Origin of the sequence: Streptomyces sp. NPDC101132, from assembly GCF_044759225.1 — a bacterium.
Classification (GTDB): Bacteria; Actinomycetota; Actinomycetes; order Streptomycetales; family Streptomycetaceae; genus Streptomyces.
The window spans coordinates 210,372-235,265 of the sequence record NZ_JBIVYX010000002.1; the positions used below are offsets into that span (position 1 = coordinate 210,372).

At 73.8% G+C, this 24,894-nt stretch carries 23 protein-coding genes; 12 read left to right on the forward strand and 11 right to left on the reverse strand.

Annotated features, from left to right (window positions below):
- Window positions 1-54: 54 nt before the first annotated feature.
- Window positions 55-930 carry an alpha/beta fold hydrolase gene (locus ACIQUR_RS05235; protein ID WP_403658543.1) on the forward strand — a complete coding sequence of 292 codons (876 nt, stop codon included), beginning with the start codon at window positions 55-57 and terminating at the stop codon, window positions 928-930.
- A gap of 157 nt (window positions 931-1,087) precedes the next feature.
- Here ACIQUR_RS05235 and ACIQUR_RS05240 read toward each other — a convergent pair whose 3' ends face one another.
- The 3 genes from ACIQUR_RS05240 to ACIQUR_RS05250 form a co-directional block, all read right to left on the reverse strand.
- Window positions 1,088-2,671 carry a transporter gene (locus tag ACIQUR_RS05240; RefSeq protein WP_403659814.1) on the reverse strand — a complete coding sequence of 528 codons (1,584 nt, stop codon included), beginning with the start codon at window positions 2,669-2,671 and terminating at the stop codon, window positions 1,088-1,090.
- Window positions 2,672-2,754: 83 nt separating this feature from the next.
- Window positions 2,755-3,573: an ABC transporter ATP-binding protein gene (locus ACIQUR_RS05245; protein WP_403658546.1), complete on the reverse strand. Its 819-nt coding sequence runs from the start codon at window positions 3,571-3,573 to the stop codon at window positions 2,755-2,757.
- Between the two features lie 124 nt (window positions 3,574-3,697).
- On the reverse strand, window positions 3,698-4,363 hold the full coding sequence (locus tag ACIQUR_RS05250; RefSeq protein ID WP_403658549.1) for a bifunctional DNA primase/polymerase: 666 nt from the start codon (window positions 4,361-4,363) through the stop codon (window positions 3,698-3,700).
- A 283-nt stretch (window positions 4,364-4,646) separates the two neighbouring features.
- Between ACIQUR_RS05250 and ACIQUR_RS05255 the strand changes: the two genes are divergently transcribed.
- Window positions 4,647-6,029: a transcriptional regulator gene (locus ACIQUR_RS05255; protein ID WP_403658552.1), complete on the forward strand. Its 1,383-nt coding sequence runs from the start codon at window positions 4,647-4,649 to the stop codon at window positions 6,027-6,029.
- Between the two features lie 126 nt (window positions 6,030-6,155).
- Window positions 6,156-7,832, forward strand: coding sequence for a hypothetical protein (locus tag ACIQUR_RS05260; RefSeq protein WP_403658555.1), 1,677 nt, complete (start codon window positions 6,156-6,158; stop codon window positions 7,830-7,832).
- Between the two features lie 84 nt (window positions 7,833-7,916).
- Here ACIQUR_RS05260 and ACIQUR_RS05265 read toward each other — a convergent pair whose 3' ends face one another.
- Window positions 7,917-9,248, reverse strand: a complete 1,332-nt coding sequence (locus ACIQUR_RS05265; protein WP_403658557.1) for an ABC transporter substrate-binding protein — start codon at window positions 9,246-9,248, stop codon at window positions 7,917-7,919.
- Between the two features lie 179 nt (window positions 9,249-9,427).
- On the opposite strand from ACIQUR_RS05265, the gene ACIQUR_RS05270 reads away from it, so the two are divergent.
- Both ACIQUR_RS05270 and purU read left to right on the forward strand, forming a co-directional pair.
- Window positions 9,428-9,874, forward strand: a complete 447-nt coding sequence (locus ACIQUR_RS05270) for a hypothetical protein (protein WP_403658560.1) — start codon at window positions 9,428-9,430, stop codon at window positions 9,872-9,874.
- Window positions 9,875-9,945: 71 nt separating this feature from the next.
- Window positions 9,946-10,830, forward strand: a complete 885-nt coding sequence (gene purU / locus ACIQUR_RS05275; RefSeq protein ID WP_403658563.1) for a formyltetrahydrofolate deformylase — start codon at window positions 9,946-9,948, stop codon at window positions 10,828-10,830.
- A gap of 21 nt (window positions 10,831-10,851) precedes the next feature.
- Here the strand turns inward: purU and ACIQUR_RS05280 are convergent, their stop codons facing one another.
- The gene (locus tag ACIQUR_RS05280) at window positions 10,852-11,334 is read right to left on the reverse strand and encodes a carboxymuconolactone decarboxylase family protein (RefSeq protein ID WP_403658565.1); all 483 of its coding nucleotides are present in this window, start codon (window positions 11,332-11,334) and stop codon (window positions 10,852-10,854) included.
- Between the two features lie 46 nt (window positions 11,335-11,380).
- Here ACIQUR_RS05280 and ACIQUR_RS05285 point away from each other — a divergent pair, with 46 nt between their 5' ends.
- The gene (locus ACIQUR_RS05285; protein ID WP_403658568.1) at window positions 11,381-12,796 is read left to right on the forward strand and encodes a PLP-dependent aminotransferase family protein; all 1,416 of its coding nucleotides are present in this window, start codon (window positions 11,381-11,383) and stop codon (window positions 12,794-12,796) included.
- A gap of 304 nt (window positions 12,797-13,100) precedes the next feature.
- Here ACIQUR_RS05285 and ACIQUR_RS05290 read toward each other — a convergent pair whose 3' ends face one another.
- Together ACIQUR_RS05290 and ACIQUR_RS05295 are read right to left on the reverse strand one after the other, a co-directional pair.
- Entirely contained in the window at window positions 13,101-14,303 is a 1,203-nt protein-coding gene (locus tag ACIQUR_RS05290; protein WP_403659817.1) for a maleylpyruvate isomerase N-terminal domain-containing protein, read from the reverse strand.
- A gap of 146 nt (window positions 14,304-14,449) precedes the next feature.
- A complete protein-coding gene (locus ACIQUR_RS05295) occupies window positions 14,450-15,034 on the reverse strand; it encodes a sigma-70 family RNA polymerase sigma factor (RefSeq protein ID WP_399955776.1) in 585 nt (194 codons plus the stop codon).
- 255 nt (window positions 15,035-15,289) lie between these two features.
- Between ACIQUR_RS05295 and ACIQUR_RS05300 the strand changes: the two genes are divergently transcribed.
- Window positions 15,290-15,808, forward strand: a complete 519-nt coding sequence (locus tag ACIQUR_RS05300; protein ID WP_403658571.1) for an EF-hand domain-containing protein — start codon at window positions 15,290-15,292, stop codon at window positions 15,806-15,808.
- 111 nt (window positions 15,809-15,919) lie between these two features.
- On the opposite strand, the gene ACIQUR_RS05305 is transcribed toward ACIQUR_RS05300, so the two are convergent.
- The gene (locus ACIQUR_RS05305; protein WP_403658574.1) at window positions 15,920-17,464 is read right to left on the reverse strand and encodes a class I adenylate-forming enzyme family protein; all 1,545 of its coding nucleotides are present in this window, start codon (window positions 17,462-17,464) and stop codon (window positions 15,920-15,922) included.
- Between the two features lie 140 nt (window positions 17,465-17,604).
- Here ACIQUR_RS05305 and ACIQUR_RS05310 point away from each other — a divergent pair, with 140 nt between their 5' ends.
- The 4 genes from ACIQUR_RS05310 (at window position 17,605) to ACIQUR_RS05325 (ending at window position 21,653) form a co-directional block, all read left to right on the forward strand.
- A complete protein-coding gene (locus ACIQUR_RS05310; RefSeq protein ID WP_403658577.1) occupies window positions 17,605-18,813 on the forward strand; it encodes an amidohydrolase family protein in 1,209 nt (402 codons plus the stop codon).
- Window positions 18,813-19,985 (forward strand): acyl-CoA dehydrogenase, encoded by a 1,173-nt coding sequence (locus ACIQUR_RS05315; RefSeq protein ID WP_403658580.1) that lies wholly within the window; start codon window positions 18,813-18,815, stop codon window positions 19,983-19,985. Before ACIQUR_RS05310 ends, ACIQUR_RS05315 begins: the two co-directional genes overlap by 1 nt.
- Before the next feature lie 6 nt (window positions 19,986-19,991).
- Window positions 19,992-20,882, forward strand: a complete 891-nt coding sequence (locus ACIQUR_RS05320) for an acyl-CoA dehydrogenase family protein (protein ID WP_403658583.1) — start codon at window positions 19,992-19,994, stop codon at window positions 20,880-20,882.
- Window positions 20,883-21,224: 342 nt separating this feature from the next.
- Window positions 21,225-21,653: an ATP-binding protein gene (locus ACIQUR_RS05325; protein WP_403658586.1), complete on the forward strand. Its 429-nt coding sequence runs from the start codon at window positions 21,225-21,227 to the stop codon at window positions 21,651-21,653.
- A gap of 216 nt (window positions 21,654-21,869) precedes the next feature.
- On the opposite strand, the gene ACIQUR_RS05330 is transcribed toward ACIQUR_RS05325, so the two are convergent.
- The 3 genes from ACIQUR_RS05330 to ACIQUR_RS05340 form a co-directional block, all read right to left on the reverse strand.
- Entirely contained in the window at window positions 21,870-22,373 is a 504-nt protein-coding gene (locus ACIQUR_RS05330) for a YcxB family protein (protein WP_403658589.1), read from the reverse strand.
- 19 nt (window positions 22,374-22,392) lie between these two features.
- Window positions 22,393-22,812 carry a hypothetical protein gene (locus ACIQUR_RS05335; RefSeq protein WP_403658592.1) on the reverse strand — a complete coding sequence of 140 codons (420 nt, stop codon included), beginning with the start codon at window positions 22,810-22,812 and terminating at the stop codon, window positions 22,393-22,395.
- Window positions 22,813-22,945: 133 nt separating this feature from the next.
- Complete coding sequence (locus tag ACIQUR_RS05340) at window positions 22,946-23,872, reverse strand: cyclase family protein (protein ID WP_403658595.1); 927 nt, start codon at window positions 23,870-23,872, stop codon at window positions 22,946-22,948.
- 107 nt (window positions 23,873-23,979) lie between these two features.
- On the opposite strand from ACIQUR_RS05340, the gene ACIQUR_RS05345 reads away from it, so the two are divergent.
- Window positions 23,980-24,891, forward strand: coding sequence for an SDR family oxidoreductase (locus tag ACIQUR_RS05345; protein ID WP_403658598.1), 912 nt, complete (start codon window positions 23,980-23,982; stop codon window positions 24,889-24,891).
- Window positions 24,892-24,894 lie beyond the last annotated feature (3 nt).

Genomic DNA, 24,894 nt, shown 5'->3' on the forward strand with positions numbered 1-24,894 from the left:
GTTTTCGAATGCAGGTTCGATAGTCTGGCGCGGAGCGAAGGGGGTGCATCGACGGTGGTACGGCGCATCGATGTGGCGGGAGCCGACGGTGTGCGGCTCGCCGCCTGGGAGTTCGCTGACCCGCCCAAGGACACCGACGGCGGAGCCCCGGCGGAACCGGCGGTGCTGTTACTGCACGGGCTGATGGGACGTGCCTCCCACTGGGCCGGCACCGCCCGCTGGCTGGCGGCCCGGCACCGCGCGGTGGCCCTGGACCAGCGCGGCCACGGCCGCAGCGAGCGCCCGGCGGACGGCCCGTACTCCCGTGACGCCTTCATCCGCGACGCCGAGGCGGCCATCGAGCAGCTCGGGCTCGCCCCCGTGATCCTCATCGGCCACTCCATGGGCGCCCTCACCGCCTGGCAGCTGGCCGCCCGCCGACCGGACCTCGTCCAGGCGCTGGTCATCTGCGACATGCGGGCCACCGCGCTCGGCGCGGCCTCCCAGCGGGAGTGGGAGGACTGGTTCCGCAGCTGGCCGCTGCCGTTCGCGACGCTCGGCGACGTGCGCAAGTGGTTCGGTGAGGACGACCCCTGGGTGGAGCGGCCGAGCCCGGCCCGCGGCGAGTTCTTCGCCGAGGTGATGACCGAGGGCCCCGACGGCTGGCGTCCCGTCTTCTCCCGCCGCCAGATGCTGCGGGCCCGCGAGACCTGGGTGCACGACGCGCACTGGGAGGAGCTGGGCCAGGTCCGCTGCCCGACCCTGGTGGTCCGAGGCCTCGACGGCGAGCTGGGCCGGGCCGAGGCCCAGGAGATGGTCCGCGTCCTCCCGCTGGGCGCCTACGCCGAGATCCCCGACGCCGGCCACCTGGTCCACTGGGACCAGCCGACGGCCTGGCGCGCAGCGGTCGAACCCTTCCTGGCCGACCTCCCGTCCCCGGTACGCGAGTAACCGGGCCCGGCGGGTCGGGCGGCGGGGGCCAGGCCGGGGAGGCGTGCCGTCGCGGCGACCGGCGGCCGGAGGAGGCGTGAAAAGGCCGCCGCCGGAGCCCCGTGCAGTGGCGCGCGGCTCCGGCGGCGGCCGGCCGGCAGGCGAACCGGCACCGGCGTCAGCCCTTGCTCACCGCCGCCAGGATTTCCGGCAGGCGGTCGGCCGTCCACGGGGCCGCCGTGCGGATGCCGGCCCAGACCAGCAGGCCGCCGTACAGCGCGCCGGCGGGCAGCAGCAGCCACAGCAGCCCGTGCTGGCCGGTGACGTGCAGCACCACGGTCGCCACGATCAGCGGGGCGCACAGCACCGCCGACACCAGCATCCCGAGGAACACGCTCATCCAGGCGAGGCCGCCCTGGCCCGGCGCCGCGCTCTTGAAGGCGCCGTCCTGCGGGATCGAGTACGGGAAGCGGGCCGACGACACGGCACCCGTGGCCAGCATCGCGCCCAGCAGCGCGAAGGCCAGCCCCAGCGCCTCGGGCAGCGACTGCCAGTCGCCCAGCATCGCGGCGGTCACCACCGCCACCAGCGTGCTGAACGGCAGGGTCACCAGCAGCAGCGCCAGCGCGCGGGCGCGCAGTTCCTCGTACGCCTGACGGGGCGTCGCGATGGTCTGGGCGACCATCCAGAAGGCCGAGGTGTCCTGGCCGAACTGGTTGTACATCTGCACGCCCAGCATCCAGGCGCCGAAGCAGGAGAAGTAGATCGAGCCGGTGCCCTGGAGGGCGTTGAACACCGGCACGATCAGGCCGATCGCCAGCGCCGTCACCCAGGCCGCCTTGGTCTTCGGGTCGCGCATCACGTACCGCAGGGTGCGCTGCATGACGGCGCCCGTGCGGCCGCCCGGCAGCAGGCCCCAGGCCCCGCCGCCCGACTCCTTGGCGCGGGTCGGCTCCGCCGCCGCGACCGTCGACCCGTCGGGCGTGACCATCAGCTTCGTCAGCGAGCGCTGCCAGGCCCACACCAGCGCGCCCAGCGCCGCCACGGCCAGCAGCAGCTGCACCGCCGCCACCCCGTACGAGCCCTCGCTCGCGGACTCGACCGCGCCCAGTGCCGAACCGGGCGGCACCCAGCGCAGCACGGCCGCCGCCGGCTCCAGGGTGTCGAGGCCGCCCTGCTGGAACAGCCGCTGGCTCCCGAAGTTCACCACCTGCGCGCCCACCGCGATCAGCAGACCGCTCAGCAGCGCCAGGTCACGGCCCTTGCGGCTGGTCAGCAGCCGGACGTTCGCCGTGGCCACGGCGCGCGACAGCGCCACGCACCCCAGCATCACCACCGGCACCGCCAGCACACCGGCCACCACCCCCGCCGCACCCCGCGCCAGCGCGATCACCGAACCGACCGCGAGGCACAGGGTGAAGAACGGGCCGATCCCGACCAGCGAGGACACCAGCAGCGCCCCCACCAGCGGCCGCGGCCGCAGCGGCAGCATCACCAGCCGCGACGGGTCCAGCGTCTCGTCGCCGGCCGAGAAGAACAGCGGCATGACCGCCCAGGCCAGCGCCAGCACGGCGCCCAGCAGCACCACCACGGTCCCGGCGGCGTCGGGGTACCCGCGCAGCAGCACCAGGAGAAGCACCATCAGGGCGGCGAAGAACAGCGTGAACGCCAGCGACACGACGTACGCCGCCTTGCGCTTGGAGCTCTGCCGCAGCCCGTTGCGCAGCAGCGACAGCTTCAGCCGTACGAAGACCGGGGCCAGCGCCCCGACGGAACCGCCCGGGCCCCCGGCGTTCCGGCCCGCGGCGGCAGTGCGGTCCGCGGTGGCAGTGGGGTCCGCGGCGCTCACCGGCCCGCCCCGCCGCCGAGCCAGTCCAGGGACTCGCCCGCGTCGCGCCCGCCGGCGCCCACCAGCTCCAGGAAGGCGTTCTGCAGCGAGGACGCCTCGCCCCGCACCTCCGCCAGCGTGCCCGAGGCGCGGATCCGGCCGGCGGCCATCACGGCGACCCAGTCGCACAGCGACTCCACCAGCTCCATCACGTGGCTGGAGAACACCACGGTGGCCCCGGAGGCGGTGTAACGTTCCAGCACCCCGCGGATGGTCTGCGCCGACACCGGGTCGACGCCCTCGAACGGCTCGTCCAGGAACAGCACTTCGGGGTTGTGCAGCAGCGCCGCGGCCAGCCCGATCTTCTTCCGCATGCCGGTCGAGTAGTCCACCACCAGCTTGTGCTGCGATCCGGCCAGGTCCAGCACGTCCAGCAGCTGGGTCGCCCGCTTGTCGACCTCGTCGCCCGGCAGCCCCCGCATCCGGCCCATGTAGCCCAGCAGTTCCCGGCCGGAGAGCCGCTCGAACAGCCGCAGTCCCTCCGGCAGGACGCCGATCCGGGACTTCACCTGGACCGGGTCGGTCCACACGTCGTACCCGGCCACCTCCACCGTGCCCTGGTCGGGCCGGAGGAGTCCGGTCACCATCGACAGGGTGGTGGTCTTCCCCGCGCCGTTCGGCCCGACGAGGCCGATGAACTTCCCCGCAGGGAGCTCCAGATCGATCCCCGAGACGGCCACCTGCTCGCCGAACCGCTTCCACAGCCCCGTTATCCGCACGGCCGCGGGCGGCGCGGACCGCGCCCCCGCCCCGTCCGTGAACGTCTGGTCAGGCACGTGCGCCCTGCCTTTCGTACTGTTCCCCGTTGGTCGGACTCACCTTACGAGGCCAGCACACCGGCACTGAAGATCTTGGAGCCCGCCCCCGGGACCGCTGCCGCAGCCGGGCCGCCGCCCGGGCTCAGCCGCGTCGCGCCCGGGCCGCCGCCGCCTCGCGACCGCACGCGTAGGCAAGGGGGTTGATCAGTTCCTCCGCGTCCGGCAGCCAGCGGTTCGCGGGCGTGGGCCGTCGCGCCCACTGCACCGCGCCCCGCCCGCCGTACCGGGTGGGCGGCGCCGCCACGTAGTCGCCCTCGCCCCGCGCGAGGAGGTCGATCGTGGACGGCGACCAGCCGAGCTTCCGCACCAGCTCGGGCACCTTGGCCGAGGCCCCCGGGAGCACGAAGAACAGCATCCGGCGGTCCGGCGTGAGCGCGACGGGACCCAGCGTCAGCTCCATCCGCTCCATCCGGGCCAGCGCCAGGAAGCCGGCCGTCTCCGGCACGTCGATCGCGTCGAAGGTCCGCCCGGTGGGCAGCAGGATCGCCGCCTTGGGCTGCTTCTGCCACATCCGTCGCACCTGTACCGCACTGCCCGTGGCGGAGGCCGCCCAGCCCTGCATCACCGGGTGCGCCCCCGGGGCCACGCACTCCGAGTTCCCGCAGGAGCACAGCTCCCGGCCCTCCTCGGCCTCCAGCCAGGTGCCGGGGAACACGTCCCAGTGCCGCTCTTCCGCGTACCGCACGGCATGGTCAAGCAGCTGCTCGCCACGCTGCTTGGGGATGGGTGCGGTCTCCGTGACTCCCATGGTCTCTTCCACGCCCTTCACAACTACAGCCGTCACCCGGGGTTACGGGCGTAAACCAGCCAGGGGGCGGAGCATCGATCCTGCACGCGGGGCGCACCGGTGCACGGGCGGGGGCGCGTAGGGGACGAGGGAGCGGGTGCGGGGTAGCGAGTGACGTGAAAGCGCGACAATCCCAGGCGAGTGAGCGCAAGAGCACCACGTTCCGGGCAAGTTCCGCATTCTCCGCCGATCCGCCGGGCAGTGATCGTACGCACGACCACTCGCGGCCACAGGGGGTTTCTTCATGGCAGCCAGGCCTCTCGTCGCCCGCCAGCCGAACGAACGGCTCCAGGCGCTCATCCAGGAAGCCGGGTGCTCCAATGCCGGACTGGCCCGCCGGGTCAACATGACCGGTGCGGAACACGGACTGGATCTCCGGTACGACAAGACGTCCGTCGCCCGCTGGCTGCGCGGCCAGCAGCCCCGCGGCCGCGCCCCGGGAATCATCGCCGAGGCCCTCGGGCGCAAGCTCGGCCGCACCGTCACCATCGACGAGATCGGCATGGCCAACGGCAAGAACCTCGCCTCCGGCGTCGGCCTGCAGTTCTCCCCGACCGTCGTGGGCGCGATCGAGCAGGTCTGCGAGCTGTGGCGCAGCGACGTGGGCCGCCGCGACTTCCTGTCCGGTTCCACCGTCGCCGCCTCCGCGCTGGTCGAGCCCAGCCGGGACTGGCTGATCACCAGCGCCGACGCCCAGGTGGCGCGGACCGCCGGCGCCCGCGTCGGCGCCTCCGACGTCGAGGCGGTACGCGCCACCACCGAGGCCCTGACCGAGCTGGACCACCGCTTCGGCAGCGGGCACGTCCGCCCGGTCGTCGTCCACTACCTCAACAGCGTGGTCTCCGGGCTGCTCGGCGGCTCCTACCGCGAGCCGGTGGGCCGCGCCCTCTTCGCGGCCGTGGCCCGCCTCACGGAACTCGCCGGGTACATGGCCGTGGACACCGGGCAACCCGGCCTGGCCCAGCGGTACTACATCCAGGCGCTCCGGCTCGCGCAGGCCGCGGGCGACCGGGCGTACGGCGGGTACGTGCTGGCCGCGTCCATGAGCCACCTGGCCGCCGAGCTGGGCAACCCCAGGGAGATCGCGCAGCTGGCGCGGGCCGCGCAGGAAGGCGCCCGGAGCCAGGTCACGCCGCGGGTGCAGGCGATGTTCTTCGCCGCCGAGGCGCGCGGGCACGCGCTGATGGGGGACGTCCGGGCCACCCAGCTGCTGGCGGGGCGGGCGGTCTCGGCGCTGGAGCGGGCCGAGCCCGATTCCGGGGACGACCCGGTGTGGATCAGGCACTTCGACCAGGCCTACCTCGCCGACGAGCTGGCCCACTGCCACCGCGACCTCGGGCAGGCCGAGGCCGCCGGCCGGCGGGCGGAGGAGGCCCTGCGGGCCCTGCCCGAGACCAAGGCCCGCAGGCGCGCCATCGGGCTGCTGCTGCTGGCCGCCTCGCAGGTGCAGGCGCGCGAGGTCGAACAGGCCTGCCACACCGGCACACAGGCCGTGGAGCTGCTGGGCACGCTGCGCAGCAACCGCGGCGCCGAGTACCTGGACGACTTCCGGCAGCGTCTGGAGCCGTACCGGGAGGAGGCCGCCGTAAGGGAGTTCACGGCCCGTCTGGAACTCCAGGCGGCATGACGCCTCCTCAGTTCACGGCGCGTTCTCCCGCGTGTCCGCTTGCTGTCGATCATGGGCGCGTGGCAGGGCGGGAGGGCGACCCGGTAGCGTAAACCGACGATTCCGTAGGCAGCAGAAGGAGTCCCGGTGACGCAGAGCGGACAGGGGGGCGAGCCGCAGTACCCCTCGGCGCGCCCCGCCCACGAGGGCATCGTGCTGCCCGCCGACGGCTCCGCCCCGATCATCCCGGGCGTCCCCGCGGGACCTCCCCAGGAGCCCTGGGTGAGCGAGACCGCCCCCGTGGGCGGCAGCCCCTGGGACGACCAGTGGGGTCCGGCGCAGGGCCCCGGCGTGCCGCCGCCCCCCGCCGCCCCGCCGGTCGGGGGCGTCCCGCAGCAGCCGCACCAGCCGGCGGCGTACGGGTACCCGCAGCCGTACCCCGAGCAGCCCGAGCCGTACGGGCAGCAGCCGTCGTACGGCGCCGGCCACCCCGGGCAGGACGCGTACGGGCAGTACGCCGCGCCGCAGGACCCGCACGGGCAGCCGGGCTACGACCCGCAGTACGCACAGCCCGGCTACGACCGGCAGTACGCCGCCCCCGGCGACCCCTTCGGCGCCCCCGCGCCCCAGCACCCGGCCGCGGGCACGGACGCCGAGGCCACGGCCCTGATCCCGCCCTTCGACCCGGGCGCGGCCACCCAGTACATCCCGCCCGTCCCCGGCGGCGCGGACGCGGCGGCCACCCAGTACATCCCGCCGGTCCCGGCCGGCCCGGACGCGGCCGCCACCCAGTACATCCCCCCGGTCCCCGCCGACCCGGACGCGGCCGCCACGCAGTACATCCCGCCCGTCCCCCCGGCACCCGCGGGACTGGACGAGGCGGCCACGCAGTACATCCCTCCCGTCCCCGGCGGCCCCGCCGGGCCCCCCGCCGAGTTCGACGGCCTCTTCCGCACCCAGGGCGGCGGAGTCCCGGCCGGTGCGCCCGGCGCCCCCGGCGGCTACGGCTACCCGGCCGACGCCCCCGGCTCCACCCAGCAGATGCCGCGCATCGAGGAACCGGTCGCCGCCGCGCCGCGCCCGTACCCCGGCCAGCAGCCCCCGCACCACCAGCCCCCGCACCACCAGCCCCCGCACCACCAGGCGCCCCCGCCGGCCCCCTACCGGTACGAGGAGGAGCCCGAGCCGCGGCGCGCGCCGGTCGGGCTGATAGCGGCCGGCGTGCTCGGCCTCGCGGTGGTGGGCCTGGGCGTGGGCGCGCTGATGGCCGGCGACGGGACCAAGGGCAACAACAACCCGGCGACCGTCTCCTCCGACGCGACCAAGCCGGGCGCCACCAAGGACGCCGGCGAGAAGCCGGTCGACCCGGCGCGCGCCCAGGCCGTGCAGCTGGACAAGCTGCTCGCCGACAGCGGCGGCAGCCGGGACACCGTCATCGGCGCGGTCGACGACATCAAGGGCTGCGACAACCTGGAGCAGGCCGCCGACGACCTGCGGGACGCGGCCCGCGAGCGCGAGGAGCTGATCACGCGTCTGGAGGAGCTGAAGATCGACCAGCTCCCGGACCACGAGCGGCTCTCGTCGGCGCTGACCAAGGCCTGGAAGTACTCGGCCTCGGCCGACAAGCACTACGCGGAATGGGCCGAGCAGGTCGACGGCGGCAAGAAGTACTGCAAGAACGGCAAGGCCAGGAGCACCAGCCACACCAGCGCGGGCAACCGGGCCAGCGGCAACGCCAGCAAGTACAAGGAGCAGGCCGCCGGGCTCTGGAACGGCATCGCGGTCAAGTACGAGCTGACCAAGCGGGACAAGACCCAGCTCTGAGGCCCGGCGCCCCCCGGGCACGCGGCGGAAGGGGGGCGGGGCCGGGACACACGTCCCGGCCCCGCCCCCTGCCCACGCCGGTGGTCAGCCGGTGGCGCGCGACGCCTCCAGCGTGTCGGTCATGTCCCTGGCCCCCTCGCCCTGGCCGACCAGCCGGCCCTCGCGGACCTCCTGGAAGGTGACCCGGCCGTTGACGAGGCGGGGGAAGCCCCCGACCGCGCGCAGGTCCTTGAAGCGCCAGCTCAGGTCGGGCGTCAGCCCGCCGGTCTTGACGCCCCCGCTGCGGTTGAGGGCCTTGGCGACCTTGCGGCCGGTGATCTCGGAGTCGCCGAGGCCCTTGATGATCTCGGTGAAGACGGTGTACGCGATCCAGGTGGTCTGCACCCCGGTGTCGGCCGGGTCGATCCGGTCGTCGCCGAAGGCGTGCCGGGTGATGACCTTGCGCATGGGGTCCCAGAGCGGGTCCGTCGCGACCGGGTACCAGCCGGTGACGTACGCGCCCTCGAACGGGCCCTCCTTGCCGCCGGTGCGGTCCACCAGGGACTGGCTGACGCTGCCGAGGACCGAGGAGATCCGCACCCGCTGGTCGTCGCTCTCGATGCGGCGGAACGAGTCGAAGAAGGTCTCGGTGCGCTCGCCGAGCACGGCCGTGACGCACCCCTTGGCCGCCCTGTCCTTCGCGGCCGAGGTGCCGATGCGGCCCGGCAGCGAGGCGCCCGCGCCTGCCTCGTCCAGGGCTTCGCGGGCCTTGGCGCTGTAGTCCGTGGCGTCCTCGGCGGCCCGGACGTCGGCCGCCGCGTGCTGGTTGCCGGACTTCAGACCGGCGTTGAGGAGGATGGGCATGGTGTCGCCGGGCAGGGTGTCGGGGCGGACCAGCGCGACCTTGTCGCAGGTGCGGGCGAGCTGGCGGCCGGCGCCCGCGAGCAGCACCGGCTGGCCGCCGTTGACGGGGTACGAGAGCACGCTCTGGAACTCCTCGGCGGAGACCCCGTAGCCGCCGATGAACGGGATGCCGGCCGTCTCCAGCGGTGCCATGAAGGCGAGGCCGTGCTGGCTGTAGGAGCCGACGACCGCGACGGCGCCGGCCTGGACCGCCTTGCGGGCGCACGCGGCGGCGCCCTGGGCGGTGTTGTGCTCGTTGCAGGTGAGGACCTTGAGGTCGCGGCCGTTGATGCCGCCGTTGGCGTTGACCCAGCGCTCGTACGCCTTGGCCATGGCGGGCATGCCGGGCATGTTGGTGGCCTTGGTGCCGTCGGGCGCCCACGTCATCACGGTGAGGGGCTCCCCGGATCCCCCCGCTTTCCCGGGGAGCGCCCCGCATGCCGTGATGAGGGACGCGCAGACCGCCGTACACAGCGCGGTGATCGCCGCCGATGTGGTGGAACGGAATGCAGTGGTGCGTCGCCGACCGGTCATGTGCATGCACGATTCCGCCCCAGGGGTAACGAAGGAGTGATGTCCACTCAACGTTCGGTGACGTCCGGGTGAACTCCGGGGGCGTCAAGATCGCCCCGAGCGGGAACGTACGATCGACGACCGTGACATTCGTCCAAGCTTCGAAGAACCCTTCCCGTCGTGGCGGTCGCTCATCCACCATGGGCGGCATGCCCCTCAACGACATGCCCTGGTGGCGCTGGCGCTGCAACGTGCGCTCGGCCCTCCACATGCTTTCCGACCCCGCCTTCCAGGAGGAGTGCTGGCTGGGGGGCCAGGAGGGCTACGGAGACGTCACCGACGCCGTGTACCGGCTGGTGGAGGACACCTGGCTCGACAACTGGTCCGCCGAGAAGTACGTCGGCACGATCTTCCGGGACAGCCAGGAGGCCGCGCTCGTGGACGTCGCCGTCCTGCGCGTGCTGCGGATCCTGCACCAGGTCGGCCCCGACGCCCCCGTCTCCGCCTACCTGGAGCACCACGGCTGGCCCGAGGCCGTCCGTGCCGCCCGCGAGGCCCACGTACGCCTGGCCACGGCCGACGGGGAGGACCCGGACACCGCGCCGCGCTCGCTGGACGTGCTGCGGATCATGACGAGGGCCGCGTAGGGGCCCCGCGGCCCTGGGCGTATAGGGCCGCGGTAGGTTCCCGGCCTGCGCGTATGGGAGTCTTGGGCGTCATGAGCGACCCGAAGAGCGCCTCCGCGGCGGCGCGGCCCGAGCAGTACGTCCTGACCGTGTCCTGCCCTGACAAGCAGGGCATCGTGCACGCGGTGTCGAGTTACCTCTTCATGACCGGCTGCAACATCGAGGACAGCCAGCAGTTCGGCGACCACGAGACCGGCCTGTTCTTCATGCGGGTGCACTTCTCCGCCGAGTCCCCGGTGACGCTGGAGAAGCTCCGCGCGAGCTTCGCCGCCATCGGCGACTCCTTCCGCATGGAGTGGCAGATCCACCGCGCCGACGAGCGCATGCGGATCGTCCTCATGGTCTCCAAGTTCGGCCACTGCCTGAACGACCTGCTGTTCCGGTCCCGGATCGGCGCGCTGCCGGTCGAGATCGCGGCCGTGGTCTCCAACCACACCGACTTCGCCGAGCTGGTCGCCTCGTACGACATCCCCTTCCACCACATCCCGGTGACCAGGGACAACAAGGCCGAGGCGGAGGCCCGGCTGCTGGAGCTGGTGCGCTCGGAGAACGTCGAGCTCGTCGTGCTCGCCCGCTACATGCAGGTGCTCTCCGACGACCTCTGCAAGGAACTCAGCGGCCGGATCATCAACATCCACCACTCCTTCCTGCCGAGCTTCAAGGGCGCCAAGCCCTACCACCAGGCGCACGCGCGCGGTGTGAAGCTGATCGGCGCCACCGCGCACTACGTGACGGCCGACCTCGACGAGGGCCCGATCATCGAGCAGGAGGTCGAGCGGGTCGGCCACGAGGTCACGCCCGACCAGCTCGTGGCGATCGGGCGCGACGTGGAGTGCCAGGCGCTGGCGCGCGCCGTGAAGTGGCACAGCGAGCACCGGGTGCTGCTGAACGGCAGCCGCACGGTGGTCTTCGCGTAGCGCCGCCCCCCGCTCCTTCCGTCACTTCTTCCGCTCGTCCGTGCCGGCGATCTTGCCGGTGGCGATCGAGAAGCGGTTCCAGGTGTTGATCGCGCAGATCGCGGCCACCACCTGGGCCGTCTTCTCCTCGCCGAGCACGTCGGCCGACTCGCGGTACACCGATTCCGGCACGCCCCGCTCCGCGATCAGGGTGATCGCCTCGGTCAGCGCGAGCGCCGCGCGCTCCTCGGCCGAGAAGAAGTGCGGCGCGTCGTGCCAGACGGCGACCATGTGCAGCCGCTCCTCGCTCTCGCCCGCCTTCCGGGCGTCCGAGGTGTGCATGTGCAGGCAGTACGCGCAGTTGTTGAGCTGCGAGGCGCGGATCTGGATCAGCTCCACGAGGGAGGGGTCCAGGCCCTGGCGGGCGGCCGCGTCGAGGCCGATCTGCGCGCGGTAGACCTTCGGGGCGACCTCGGCGATGTTGACGCGGCCGGGGGTCTGGGTCAGCTCGTTCGTCGTCGTCATGTGATCAACCTATGGGTCTCATCGACCGGTTGTAGGGTGCATTTCCATGGCGGAAACCTGGGTCAATTCGGCGGAGCGGGCCGGCAGCGACCTGCACCTGGAGCTGGCCCCCACCGGCAGCCGCCGGGCCGCGCTGGCCGATGCCCTGCGCGCGGCCGTACGGGAGGGCAGGCTGCCGCCCGGGACGCGGCTGCCGCCGTACCGGTCGCTGGCCGCCGACCTCGGGGTGGCCCGGAACACCGTCGCCGACGCGTACGCCGAACTGGTCGCGGAGGGCTGGCTGACCGCCCGCCAGGGCTCGGGCACGCGGGTGGCCGAGCGGGTCGCGCCGCGGGCGGCGGTCCGCCGGCCGAAGCCGGCGCCGGCCCCGGCGGCGCCCTCGTACAACCTCCTCCAGGGACAGCCCGACGCCGCTTCCTTCCCCCGTACGGGCTGGCTGGCGGCCGCCCGCCGGGCGCTGGCCGCCGCCCCCAACGAGGCCTTCGGCCCGGGTGACCCGCGGGGCCGGGTGGAACTGCGGACGGCCCTCGCCGAGTACCTCGCGCGGGCCCGCGGCGTGCGGACCGACCCCGAACGGATCGTGGTGTGCGCCGGCTTCGCGCACGGGCTGCGGCTGCTGTACGAGGGCGGCGTGCTGCGGGGGCCGCTGGCGGTGGAGGAGTACGGGCTGCCGTACCACCGGGGGCTGCTGGAGCGGGCGCGGGTCCGGCTGCTGCCGCTGCCGGTCGACGGGCGGGGCGCGGACACCACCGCCCTGGCGGGGCTGCCGGGCGTGCGGGAGGTGCTGCTGACGCCGGCCCACCAGTTCCCGACGGGTGTGCCGCTGCACCACGAGCGGCGGCGCACGGCCACGGACTGGGCGCGGGCGCGGGGCGGGCTGGTGCTGGAGGACGACTACGACGGGGAGTTCCGGTACGACCGCCAGCCGGTGGGCGCGCTCCAGGGCCTGGACCCGGAGCGGGTGGTCTACATCGGCTCGGTCAGCAAGTCCCTCTCCCCGGCGCTGCGGCTGGGCTGGATGGTGCTGCCGGACCCCGTGCTGGACGGGGTGCTGGCGGTGAAGGGGCAGCGGGAGGCGTGGGTGAGCGTGCCGGACCAGCTGACGCTGGCGGAGTTCATCACGTCGGGCGGGTACGACCGCCACCTGCGGAGGATGCGGCAGCGGTACCGGCGGCGGCGCGACCAGCTGACCTCGGCGCTGGCGGAGCGGGCCCCGCACATCACGGTCAGCGGGGTGGCGGCGGGGCTGCACGCGGTGCTGCGGCTGCCGGCGGGTACGGAGCGGGCGGTCGTCCAGGCCGCCGCGCGCCAGGGTCTCGCGGTGGACGGCCTCTCGGCCCACCGCCACCCCCGGGCCTCCGGCCCGGCCCCCGACGGCCTGGTCGTCGGCTACGCCACCCCACCGGACAGCGCGTACGCAGCCGCCCTGGCGACCCTGTGCCGGATCCTCCCCCCGCCGTAGCGGCGTCCGCCGGTACGGGCCGGGGCCGCCGCCTTGCGGGTCGCCCCCGCACCGCCGCCCGCCCTCGTCGCCGCGCGAGGCGCACCGGCCACGGGCACCGGAACCCCCGGAGGGGTCCGGAGCGGAGCCCGGGGGTCCGGGGCGCAGCCCCGGTGAACGGGAGAAGGGCGGGGTGGGGCCTGCCCCGCAGGGCAACGGCCCGCACCCCGGAACGGACCTGGCGTCCCCGGGCCGGCGGGCCCCGAGGCCGGCGGGCCCCAGGCCGGCGGGCCTGCCGGGGGAGGGGGCCCAGGACCGCCGGAGGCTACAGGTGGCTGAGGGAGGCCGTGGCGAAGAGGACGTCCCTGATCGCCTCGCGGTCGCCGTGCTGGCCCAGCGCCGCTTCCTCCGGGGAGATGTGGCCCGCGGCCAGCCGGCAGAACTCGTCCCCGTCCAGCGCGATGCTGGCCACCGTGTGCTCCTCCGAGGTGGCCGCCGCCGGCGAGTCCAGGGCGATGTCCCAGGTGCCGCCGCCCAGCCCCTCGATCTCCAGGTGGAGCGTGCGGCCCGGCGCCCCCGCGGCCACCAGCCGGCGGGCCGGGCCCGCCAGGCCCTCCCGGCGCCGCTTCGCCAGCGCCCCCGGCAGCAGCCGGGCCGCCAGGTCCAGCATCTGGTGCAGGTGGGCGCCGGACGGCGGCTCGTACGGGTAGTCCACCGCGTCCGCGATGTCCCCCGCGTGCACCCAGCACTCGAAGGCCCGCTCCAGGAACGCGTCACCCAGCGGCAGCGCGAAGCTCCCGTACGAGACGCCGAGTTCGGCGACGCCGCGGCCCGCGAAGGACACCGTGCGGACCAGCGTGTGCCCCTGCTCGCGCCACGGCTCGCGGACCCGCCGCGTCGCGGGCCGGGCGGCGGACTCCCAGTACCGTTCCGTCCGGTCCGCCGGATCCTTCGGCGCGTCCGCGCCCAGCGGGTCGTCCAGCCCGAGGGCGGTCGCCACCAGTCCGTCGACCGTCAGCAGGTGCCCGATCACCCCCGCCACCGTGGTCTTCCGGCTGCGCCCGCGTTCCTCCTCGAACCATTTCAGCCGCACCGGCGCGTGCCACTCGGCGTCCCCGATGTCCCGCAGCAGCGCGTCCAGCCGCGCGGTCTCCGCGTCGTACGGCGCGGCCCACGTCGGTACGGGGATCCGCGCCGGACGCCGCCCGAGGCAGCCCTCCAGCACCCGCGACCGCAGCAGCGGGTCGAGGTCCAGGGACTCCTCGGGGTGCAGCAGCGCCACCGCGTCCCGCAGCCGCAGCGCCTCCTCGGCGCAGGGCGCGCACTCGGTGAGGTGGTCCTCGACGGCCTGGGTCTCCTCGGCGGAGCAGGCCGCCAGGGCCCACGCGCCCAGCAGGGACTTCAGCACCCCGTGCGAGGGCGGCGGAGGGGGAGCGAGGGACGGGTCCAGGTCGTCGGCAGCCCCGCGCGGTCCCGGTATCCGCGGCCCGCCCGCGCCCGGGCGGAGGCCGTGGGGTACGGGCCCCAGCGGCCCGCCGGGGCCACCGGAAGCCGGCCCGCCGGGGCCACCGGAAGCCGGCCCACCGGAAGCCGGACCCCCGGGCCCGCCCGGTGCGGGCCCGCCCGCGCCGCCGTACAGGGATTCGTCGTCGCCGCTCCAGCGGCTGTGCGCGTTCACAGCGTGCGTCCGTATCCGGACGGCGGTGCCGAGCCGTCCCGTGGCAGGGAGTTGGCGGTCGAGAGGAGCTGCAGGCCGAGCCTGAGCCTGCGCCGGGCCTCGTCCTCGGTCACCCCGAGGTCCGCGGCGGCCTGGCGGTAGTCGCGCCGCTGGAAGTACGCGAGCTCCAGCGCCTTCCGCAGCGGCGCCGGCATGGACGTGACGATGTAGTCGGCCCGGGCCGCGGCCGAGGCCAGCCGGAGCTTCTGCTCCAGCTCCTCGCGCGAGCCCCCGCCGCCCTCCGCGAGCGAGGCGGTCTCCGCCTGCCGCAGCCGGGCCACCGCCTGCCCCTGGGTGATGCGCGCGACCCAGGACCGCATGGAGCCCTGCTTCGGGTCGTACGCGTCGGGGTTCTCCCAGATGTAGCCGAACACCTCGCGGGTGATCCGGTCGGCGGCCTTCTCGTCCCCCAGCACGCGGTGGGCCAGGCTGTGCACCAGGGAGGCGAAGCGGTCGTACAGTTCACCCAGCGCCGCCGCCTCGCCGCGGGCCAGCCGCTGCTGCATCCTGCGGTCCCAGCGCGGTGGTGCGTCCTTCGCCATGGCGGCCCCCAGCCCTGTGTCGACCTCTCGAATGTAATGGCCACGCGCCGCCGTGCGCCCGCTTTGGCCGAACTCCCCCCGTACGGGAACCGCCCGTGCTAGCAAGGGGCGCCGCGCGCCCCGGCGCGCTCCCCGTGCGCGGGCCCGGTGCGGCCACCCGCTTGACCGCTTTCCTTAACGCGCAGGCCACGCAGGCCTTACGCTCCGTCCTGACTGAAACGCAACCACCGCATTAGTGAAGGCGGAACGCCGAATATGGACAGCGCAGAGTACGAGCGCAAGATCGCCGCCCGATTCGCCACCTTCGACCAGGACGGCAACGGATACATCGACCGGGAGGACTTCAGCACCGCCGCGAAGGCCGTCCTGGCCGAATTCGGCACTGCCGCCCGCTCGGACCGGGGCCAGGCCGTGTTCATCGGCGCGGAGGCCTTCTGGCAGGGCATGGCCGGCATCGCCGACGTCGACGGGGACCAGCGCGTCACCCGCGAGGAGTTCGTGACCGGGGCCGCGAAGCGGCTGCGGGACAGTCCCCGGCGGTTCGCCGAGATCGCCCGCCCGTTCCTGCACGCCGTGCTCGCGGTGGCCGACCCGGAGGGCGGCGGCGCCACCCCCGAGGCGGCGGCGCGGGTGCTGCGGGTGCTGGGGACGGAGGCCGGGGTGGCCGCCGCGGTCGCGACGGCCCTGGACGCCGACGGCGACGGCCGGATCACCGAGGACGAGATCCTGACCGCCTTCGCCGGCTACTGCGGCGTCGAACTCCCGGACGCGTAGGGGCTCGACGGGGGTCCGCGCGGGGGTCCGCGCAGGGGTACCGTACGGCGCCCCCGTACGGGCCCCACGCGCCTCCCCGCAGGCCCCCGCACCGCCCCCGCCCCGGCCGCCCTACGAGAAGCGCTCGCGCAGCTTGTACTTGAGGACCTTGCGGAGGGCGTCGTTGCGCGGGAGGGCGTCGACGAGTTCGAGCTGTTCCGGCAGTTTGTGGGTGGCCAGGCCCTCGGCGCGGAGGTACGCCGTCAGGTCGTCCAGCGTGAGGGGTGCGGCGTCCGCGGGCTGCTCCACCACGGCGCAGACCCGTTCGCCGCGGTCGGGGTCGGGGAGGCCGACGACGGCGACGTCGCCGACGCCGGGCAGCCGGTGCAGCAGGTCCTCGATCTCCTTGGCGGAGATGTTCTCGCCCTTGCGGATGATCACGTCCTTGCTGCGGCCGGTGAGGACCAGGTGTCCCGACCCGGTGAGGCGGCCGAGGTCCCCGGTCACCAGGAAGCCGTCGGCGTCGAAGACCTCCGCGTTCTGGGCCGGGTCGAGGTAGCCGCGGCACACGGCTTCGCCGCGCAGCCGGACCTCGCCCTCCGCGCCGACGGGCAGCGGCTTGCCCTCGGGGTCGGTGATGCGTATCTCCATGCCGGCCGGCGGCCGGCCCTCGGTGTGGGCGAGGTTCTCGGCGGTGTCGTCGGGGGCGCCCATGGTGATCATGGGGACCTCGGTCATGCCGTAGCCGTGGGTGAGCTGGCACCCCAGTTCGCGGACCACCGCGTGGTAGATCTCGGGCGGCTTGGGCGCGCCGCCGCCGGCGAGCAGGCGGAGCGTGGGGATGAGCTTCTCGCCCGGGGCCTTGCGCTGTTCGGTGAGGAACATCGAGTAGAAGGCCGTGGAGCCGCCGGCCACGGTCACCCCGTGCCTGCGGTAGCCCTCCAGGGCGTCCGGCATCGCGAACTTCTCGAAGAGCACCGCCGGGAAGCCGTACAGCAGCAGCATCACCAGGTAGTCGGGTCCGCCGATGTGGGCGTACGGGAAGGCGATCGAGCCGACGTCGGCGGGCTCCAGGCGGAGGGCGTGGGCCAGGCAGGAGCCGCCGGCGATCAGCGAGCGGTCGGTGTGCAGGACGCCCTTGGGGTCCGAGGTGGTGCCGGAGGTCCAGTAGATCCAGCGGACGTCGGTGCCGGTGGCGGGCGGCCCGGGGAGGCCGGGGAGCGCCGCCGGGTCGGCCTCGGGGAGGTCCTCGTACGCCTCGAAGACGCCGGTGGCGCCGAGCCGCTCCGCCATCGCGGTGTGGTCGAAGCCCCGCCAGGTGCCGGGTACGGCGAAGAACGCGGCGCCGGACTCGCGCAGCGCGAAGCCGACCTCGCGGTCGCGGTAGAAGGGGATGACGGGCGACTGGACCGCGCCCAGCCGGGTGAGGGCCACGGACAGCAGCACGGTCTCGATGCGGGTGGGGAGCTGCCAGGCGACGACGGTGCCGGGCCGGACGCCCTTGCCGTACAGCCCGGCGGCGACGCGTTCGGCGCGCCGGTGCAGGGCGCCGAAGGTGAGGGTGCGGCCGGTCCCGGCCTCGATGAGCACCGGGGCGTCGGGGGTGAGTGCGGCCCGGCGGGCGACGAGCTCCCAGAGGGTGGGTGCCTGGGCCAGTTCGTGTGCGGTGTCGGTCATGCCCTGACCTCCGTCGGGATCCGTAGCTGACGTTTCGTCAGATCGACTGGGAAGCGTAGGGCGCTGCCGCTTGTCGGTCCAGGGGTGGCGGAGCTAGCTTGTTTCTGACGGTGCATCAGAAACCCGGTGAGGGGAACCCCATGGAACTGCCCCGGATCATCAGCGTGGACGACCACGTGATCGAGCCCGCGCACCTCTTCGACACCTGGCTGCCGGCCAGGTACCGGGACCGCGGGCCCAGGCCGCTCACCGCGGGCATCGGCGAGCTCGTCTACACCGGTGGCAAGTACGTGATCTCCATGGACCCGGACGGCCCGCCCACCGACTGGTGGATCTACGAGGACCTCAAGTTCCCTTACAAGCGCAACATCGCCGCCGTCGGTTTCGACCGCGACGAGATGACCCTGGAGGGGATCACCCGCGAGGAGATGCGCCGCGGCTGCTGGGACCCCAAGGCGCGGCTGGCCGACATGGACCTCAACCACGTCGAGGCGTCCCTCTGCTTCCCGACCTTCCCCCGCTTCTGCGGCCAGACCTTCGCCGAGGCGCACGACAAGGAGGTCGCCCTGGCCTGCGTCCGCGCCTACAACGACTGGATGGTCGAGGAGTGGTGCGGCGACAGCGGCGGCCGCCTCATCCCCCTCTGCATCATCCCCCTCTGGGACATCGGCCTCGCCGTCGCCGAGATCCACCGCAACGCCGCCCGCGGGGTCCGCGCCGTCACCTTCTCGGAGATCCCCACCCACCTCGGGCTGCCCTCGATCCACTCCGGCTACTGGGACCCCTTCTTCGCCGCCTGCCAGGAGACCGGCACGGTGGTCAACATGCACATCGGGTCCAGCTCCCAGATGCCCGCCGCCTCCCCCGACGCGCCGCCCGCCGTCCAGGCCTCGCTCAGCTTCAACAACGCGATGGCCTCGATGATGGACTTCCTCTTCAGCGGCGTCCTCGTGAAGTTCCCGCAGCTCAAGCTGGCCTACAGCGAGGGCCAGATGGGCTGGATCCCGTACGCCCTGGAGCGCGCCGACGACGTGTGGCAGGAACACCGCGCCTGGGGCGGCGTCCGCGACCTGATCCCCGAGCCGCCCTCCACGTACTACTACCGGCAGATCTTCTGCTGCTTCTTCCGCGACAAGCACGGCATCGCCTCGCTCGACGTCGTCGGCCGCGACAACGCGACCTTCGAGACCGACTACCCGCACGTCGACTCGACCTTCCCGCACACCAAGGAGGTCGCCCTCGACCACGTGAAGGGCCTCGACGAGGAGACCGTCTACAAGCTGATGCGGGGCAACGCCATCCGCATGCTCGGACTCGACCTCGACCGCGACCGCCGCAGGGCGGCCTAGTGGACCTCACGTACACCGAGGAGGAGCGGGAGTTCCGGGCCCGCCTGCGCGAATGGCTCGGCAAGACGCTGCCCGAGCTGCCCCCCGCGCCCTCGCCCGACGACTGGCCCGGCCGCCGGGCGTACGACCTCGGCTGGCAGCGCCGGCTGTACGACGCCGGGTACGCCGGCCTGCACTGGCCCCTCGACGCCGGCGGCCGGGGCGCCACCCCCACCCAGCACCTGATCTTCCTGGAGGAGACCGAGCGCGCCGGGGCCCCCTACGTCGGCGCCAACTTCGTCGGGCTGCTGCACGCCGGTCCCACCATCGCCGCCGAGGGCACCGCGGAGCAGCGGGCCCGCTGGCTGCCGCCCGTGCTGCGCGGCGACGAGGTGTGGTGCCAGGGCTTCAGCGAGCCGGACGCGGGCTCCGACCTGGCCGCGCTGCGGACCAGGGCCGTCCGGGACGGGGACGAGTACGTCGTCACCGGCTCCAAGATCTGGACCTCGCACGCCGAAGTGGCCGACTGGTGCGAGCTGCTGGTGCGCACCGACCCGGCCGCGCCCAAGCACCGCGGGATCAGCTGGCTCGCGATGCCGATGGACGCCCCGGGGGTGTCGGTGCGGCCGCTGCGGACCCTCGCCGGGTCCACCGAGTTCGCCGAGGTGTTCCTCGACGAGGTGCGGGTGCCGGTGGCGAACCGGGTGGGCGCCGAGAACGACGGCTGGCGCGTGACGATGGTGACCCTGTCCTTCGAGCGGGGCACCGCCTTCGTCGGGGAGGTGGTGGCCTGCCGCCGGACGCTGGCCGGGCTGGCCCGGGTGGCCCGGGACAACGGCCGCTGGGACGACCCGGTGCTGCGGCGCAGACTGGGGCGGCTGTACGGGGAGTTCGGCGCCCTGTGGCGGCTGACCCAGTGGAACGTGAGCGAGGCCGAGGGGTCGGGCGGGGTGCCCGGCGTCGGCGGCTCGGTCTTCAAGCTGCGGTACTCGCACGCGCGGCAGGAGCTGTACGACACGGCGGCCGAGGTGCTGGGGGCCGGGTCGCTCGTGCTGGGGGGCGCCGACGGGGCGGGCGCGGACTGGGTGCTGGACCGGCTGTCCTCCCTCTCGTACACCATCGCCGCCGGGACCTCGCAGATCCAGAAGAACATCGTCGCCGAGCGCATCCTCGGCCTCCCGAAGGGCCGGTGAGCCACGTTGCGGTTCCAGTTGACCGAGGACCAGCGGGACCTGCGGGCGGGCATGCGGGAGCTGCTGCGCGGCCGGTTCGGGCGGGACGCGCTGCGGGCCGCGGTGGACTCCGGGGCGTCCGTGGACCGGGCGCTGTGGCGGGAGCTCGGGGAGGCCGGGTTCTTCGCGCTGCGGGTGCCGGAGGAGGCCGGCGGGGTCGGGCTCGGGCTGCCGGAGGCCGTGCTGGTCTTCGAGGAGGCCGGGCGGGCGCTGCTGCCGGGGCCGCTGGTCGCCACGGAGCTGGCGGCCGGCTCGGTGCCGGGCGCGGCGGAGGGGGCCGCGGTGGTGACCGCGCCGGACCTCGCCGGGGGCCTGGTGGCGTACCTGGCGGAGGCGGACGTGCTGCTGGGGGCCGTGGCGGGGGGCGGGGAGCCCGTACGGTCCGTGGACCCGCTGACGCCGCTGCACCGGGTGCCGGGGGCGCGGCCGCCGGAGGCGTGGCGGGCCGAGGGGGCGCTGCTGACGGCCGCGCTGCAGGTCGGCAGTGCGCTCGCGACCTGCGGGACGGCGGTGCGGTACGCCGGTGAGCGCGAGCAGTTCGGCCGGCCGGTCGGCGCCTTCCAGGCGGTCAAGCACCTGTGCGCGGAGATGCTGGTGCGGGCCGAGGTGGCGCGTACGGCGGTGTACGCGGCGGCCGTGACCGGGGACGCGGGCGAGGTGGCGGCGGCGAAGCTGCTGGCCGACGAGGCGGCCGTACGCAACGCCCGGGACTGCCTCCAGGTGCACGGCGGCATGGGGTTCACCTGGGAGGCGGACGTGCACCTGCACCTGAAGCGGGCGTGGGTGCGTGCCGAGCAGTGGATGACCTCGGAGGAGGCGGAGGAGGCGCTCGCGGGGGAGCTGCTGGCCGCGCTGTGAGCGGTGCCGGCCGGGGCGCCGGGGGAGGGCGCCGGGGGTGACGGGTGGGACGGCGCGGGACGCATGTCCGATTACAGAGAGTTGATATCGGTTTGTGTCCTTCGCCCGACTCGTTACACGGCGGAGTCGGGGGTGCCCTCCGGTACGCTCCCACAGATGCGAGCGGTTGAGCGGCGAGGGCGTCGCACAGTATGCACCACGCTTACTCCTTCGCGCTGGAATATGCCCGAAGCGCTTGTTGTGGTGACTGTATGTCAACCATGCTGCTCCGCAAGGGGGTCACGGTCGGTGATCCCGTTCTCTCGCGAGGCGAAGTGTCCGCCGGTTCGGATGGTGTGAGCGGTGCAGGTGCTTCAGGTTCAGCTGGAAGTCGGTGCGGATCCCGCGGAAGTGAGCCGCGCCCGCAGATGGGCGCGTTCCCGGCTGGCGGGGTGCGGCATAGGAGTGGACGAACCCCTCGCCGAGACACTGATCCTGTTGATCTCCGAACTCGTGACCAACGCCGTGGTGCACACCGGCTGCCCCGCGGAGCTGCGGATGCTCTTCGGTGAGCCGGGGGTGCGGGTGGAGGTCGCCGACGTGAGCGCCCAGCCGCCGGCCCGCCGTCACGCCGACGGCGAGGACACCAACGGGCGGGGCCTGGAGCTGGTCTCCGGCCTCGCGGACCGCTGGGGCTGGCAGCCGGAGGGCGCCGGCAAGCGCATCTGGTGCGAGGTCGACCGCGACGCCAAGACCGACGATCCGGCGGACGTCCCTCTAACGAGGTGTTGACGGGCCGTCATGCGTTGATCACCCTGGAGGGGAGCGATTCGTCGCGAGGGGACGCCGAGGTATATGCCCTTGGCGAGTGCGGGTCGTGGGGTGGCGGCCCGCCGTGCCGCGCTCGGGGCGAGCACGAAAGCTCGCCGCCACCCGCAGGTCGTCCGCGCCGGGGAGGTCCCGTGCGGGACCTCCCCGGCGGCGTGTGCGTGTGTGTGCGGGGCGGTGTCAGCCGCGGTCGCCGGCGCGGGCGTGGGCGAAGGCGCCGAACCGGTCGCTTTCGCCGGGGCCGGTGAACAGCCGCTTGGGGAGCACCAGCAGGCAGGTCCGGCGGCCCGTCCGCCCCACCAGCACGTGGGTGGCGGGGGTGTCGTGGTACCAGCGGACCTCGTCCCACGTCATGCTCACCGTCTCGCCGCCCCGCGACACCGTGATGCCGTCCCCGTCCACGACGGTGTGCTTCTCGGCGGCGGCCCGGCGGGCGTGGCCGATCCGTACGAGCAGCCGCGGCAGGAGCACCGGCACGAGCAGCGCGTAGACGGCCGCGACGGCGAGCGGCACGGGGTGCACCGTGACGCCGTCCGCGTCGAGGGTGATCCCCGCCGCGGCGAGCCAGACGGCCCCCAGCACGCCGACGCCGCGCACCCAGCGGAACGTGCCCGCTGCCCTGGTGCCTTCGGTGAACTCGGCCCGGCTCACGCTGCCGGTGACGCTGAAGGACGCGTCGTGCATGTCCGTCACCTCGTCCGCGTCAGGTGACCGGCTGGCCGACGATGTGGTCCAGCAGCTGGTCGAGTTCCTCGCGCCAGATGCGGTGGACGTTCATGCGGGCCGGGGTGGCCTGGCCGGGGAGCTGGAACCGGAACCAGCTCCAGAGGGTGTTCCGGTTCACGTCGCTGACCAGCCAGGTGGCCTCGGTGCGGGGTATCGCGAAGGCGAGTTCCTTGGGCCGGTTGCTCAGCATGCTCGCCTTGTGGACCAGCACGGCCTGCTCGGTGACGGTGATGAAGTAGTACGTGAGGAACGCCTGGCCAATCAGCCCGAGCATGCTCATCAGCCACACGCTCGGGCCCGCGACGGCCTGGATGGTGACGAGCGGCCTGTCGGCGGGGTTGGCCTCGGTGATGGCGGCGGCGACCTGCGCCTGGATGGTGGCCTTCTTGACGGCCATGTACGTCTCCTGAGCGATCTGAACGCCCCCCGGATGCCCGGGGGCACCGCACGCTATCCACCCCCGGCCGAACGACGGCACCCCACGGAGATCACGAATTGGCCACTGGCGGGATCCGGTCGCCCGGTGGCGCCTAGAGGATCGCCACCGGGGCCACCGGGGTGCCCGTGCCGCCTACGAAGGGTTCCGGCATCGCGCTGAGCAGGAAGGTGTGCTGCTGCTCGTCGGCGCAGGCCGCGGAGAGGGCTTCCAGGTTCCAGTTCTGGCCCTGGTGCATGCCCATTTCCACCAGGTCGAGGGCGTGGACCGGGAGCCACAGGTTCTCGATCTCCGGCGGGAAGATCTCGAAGGTCAGGGTGTCGTTGGCGACCGCGGCCACGTCCCGGGCGTGGAACCACTCCGGGGTGCGGACCGAGAGGCCGGGCGACGGGAAGCCGTAGCCGTGTTTGTCGCCGGCCAGGTAGACCTGGATCTGGCCGGTGCGGACCAGCACGATGTCCCCGGCCCGGACCGTGACCCGGCCGAACTCCTCGGCCTCCGCGAGGTCTTCCGGGGTCACCGCGTGGTTCCCCGGCAGCCGGTCCAGGCCCTTGGCGCGGGCCACGTCCAGCAGCACGCCGCGCGAGACGATCGGACCGGCCTTCTCGATGCCGCTGTACTGGGCGCGGGTGTGCGGGGTGATGGTGTCCGCGGGACGGCCGTTGTAGATCTTCCCCGAGTGCGAGACGTGCGTCAGGGCGTCCCAGTGGGTGGCCGCCTGGAGGCCCATGGTGACCGCGTCGTCGCTGCAGGCCACCGTGCCTGGGCCGAAGATCTCCTGGTTGATCTGGACCATCGTGTGCAGCGGGTTGATCCGGCCCGGGATCATCCCGGCCTGTACGCCGTCCTCCTTGAGCGGCAGGGCCAGCGGGACGCGGCGCCCGCTCGTGACGCCGGCCGCGGCGGCCCGTACCACCTCGTCGGTGATCAGGTTCAGCGTGCCGATCTCGTCGTCGGCGCCCCAGCGCCCCCAGTTGTTGACGCGCTTGGCGATGTCGTGGAACTCGGCGGGCAGGCTCATCGGTTCGTCAGCTCCTCGATTCCGGGCACGGACTGGGGCTTGTGCGGGTCCGTCCGACTGCCCATAGAATCTAACGGTCCGTCAGAAACCGCGGGAAGGGTCGGGACGTGGGGAACTTCTTGGCAGGCAAGGTCATCGCCGTCACGGGCGCGGGCCGGGGCATCGGCAGGGCCGTGGCACTCGCCGCGGCGGCCGAGGGCGCCAGGGTCGTCGTCAACGACTACGGCGTGTCCATCGAGGGCGGCGAGCCCACCAGCGAGGTCGCGGAGGAGGTGGTCAAGGAGATCACCGCGGCCGGCGGCGAGGCCGTGGCCGTCGCCGACGACATCTCCACCATGGCCGGCGGCCAGCGCATCGTCGACACCGCGCTGGCCGAGTACGGGCGCGTCGACGGCGTCGTCTGCGTGGCCGGCATCCTGCGCGAGCGGATGCTCTTCAACATGTCCGAGGAGGAGTGGGACCCGGTCGTCGCCACCCACCTCAAGGGCACCTTCACGGTCTTCCGCGCCGCCTCCGCCGTGATGCGCCGCCAAGGGTCCGGCACCCTCATCGGCTTCACCAGCGGCAACCACCAGGGCTCCGTCGCCCAGGCCAACTACTCCGCGGCCAAGGGCGGCATCATCTCCCTGGTCCGCTCCGCCGCCCTCGGGCTGCACAAGTACGGGGTCACCGCCAACGCCGTCGCGCCGGTCGCCCGTACCCGGATGTCCGCCAACGTCCCCATGGAGCTCAAGGAGATCGGCGAGCCCGAGGACGTGGCGGCGCTCGTCACGTACCTGCTCAGCGACCGGGCCAGGGCCGAGAACATCACCGGGCAGGTCTACACGATCGCCGGCCCCAAGATCGCCGTCTGGGCCCAGCCGCGCGAACTGCGCGCCGGGTACGCCGAGGGGGCCTGGACCCCCGAGAAGATCGCCGACTTCCTGCCGGGGACCGTCGGCACCGACCCGATGCCCATGCTCGCCCAGCTGGAGGCGATGGCCAGGGCGGCGGCCGCCAAGGACCGCCCCAACGCCTAGAGG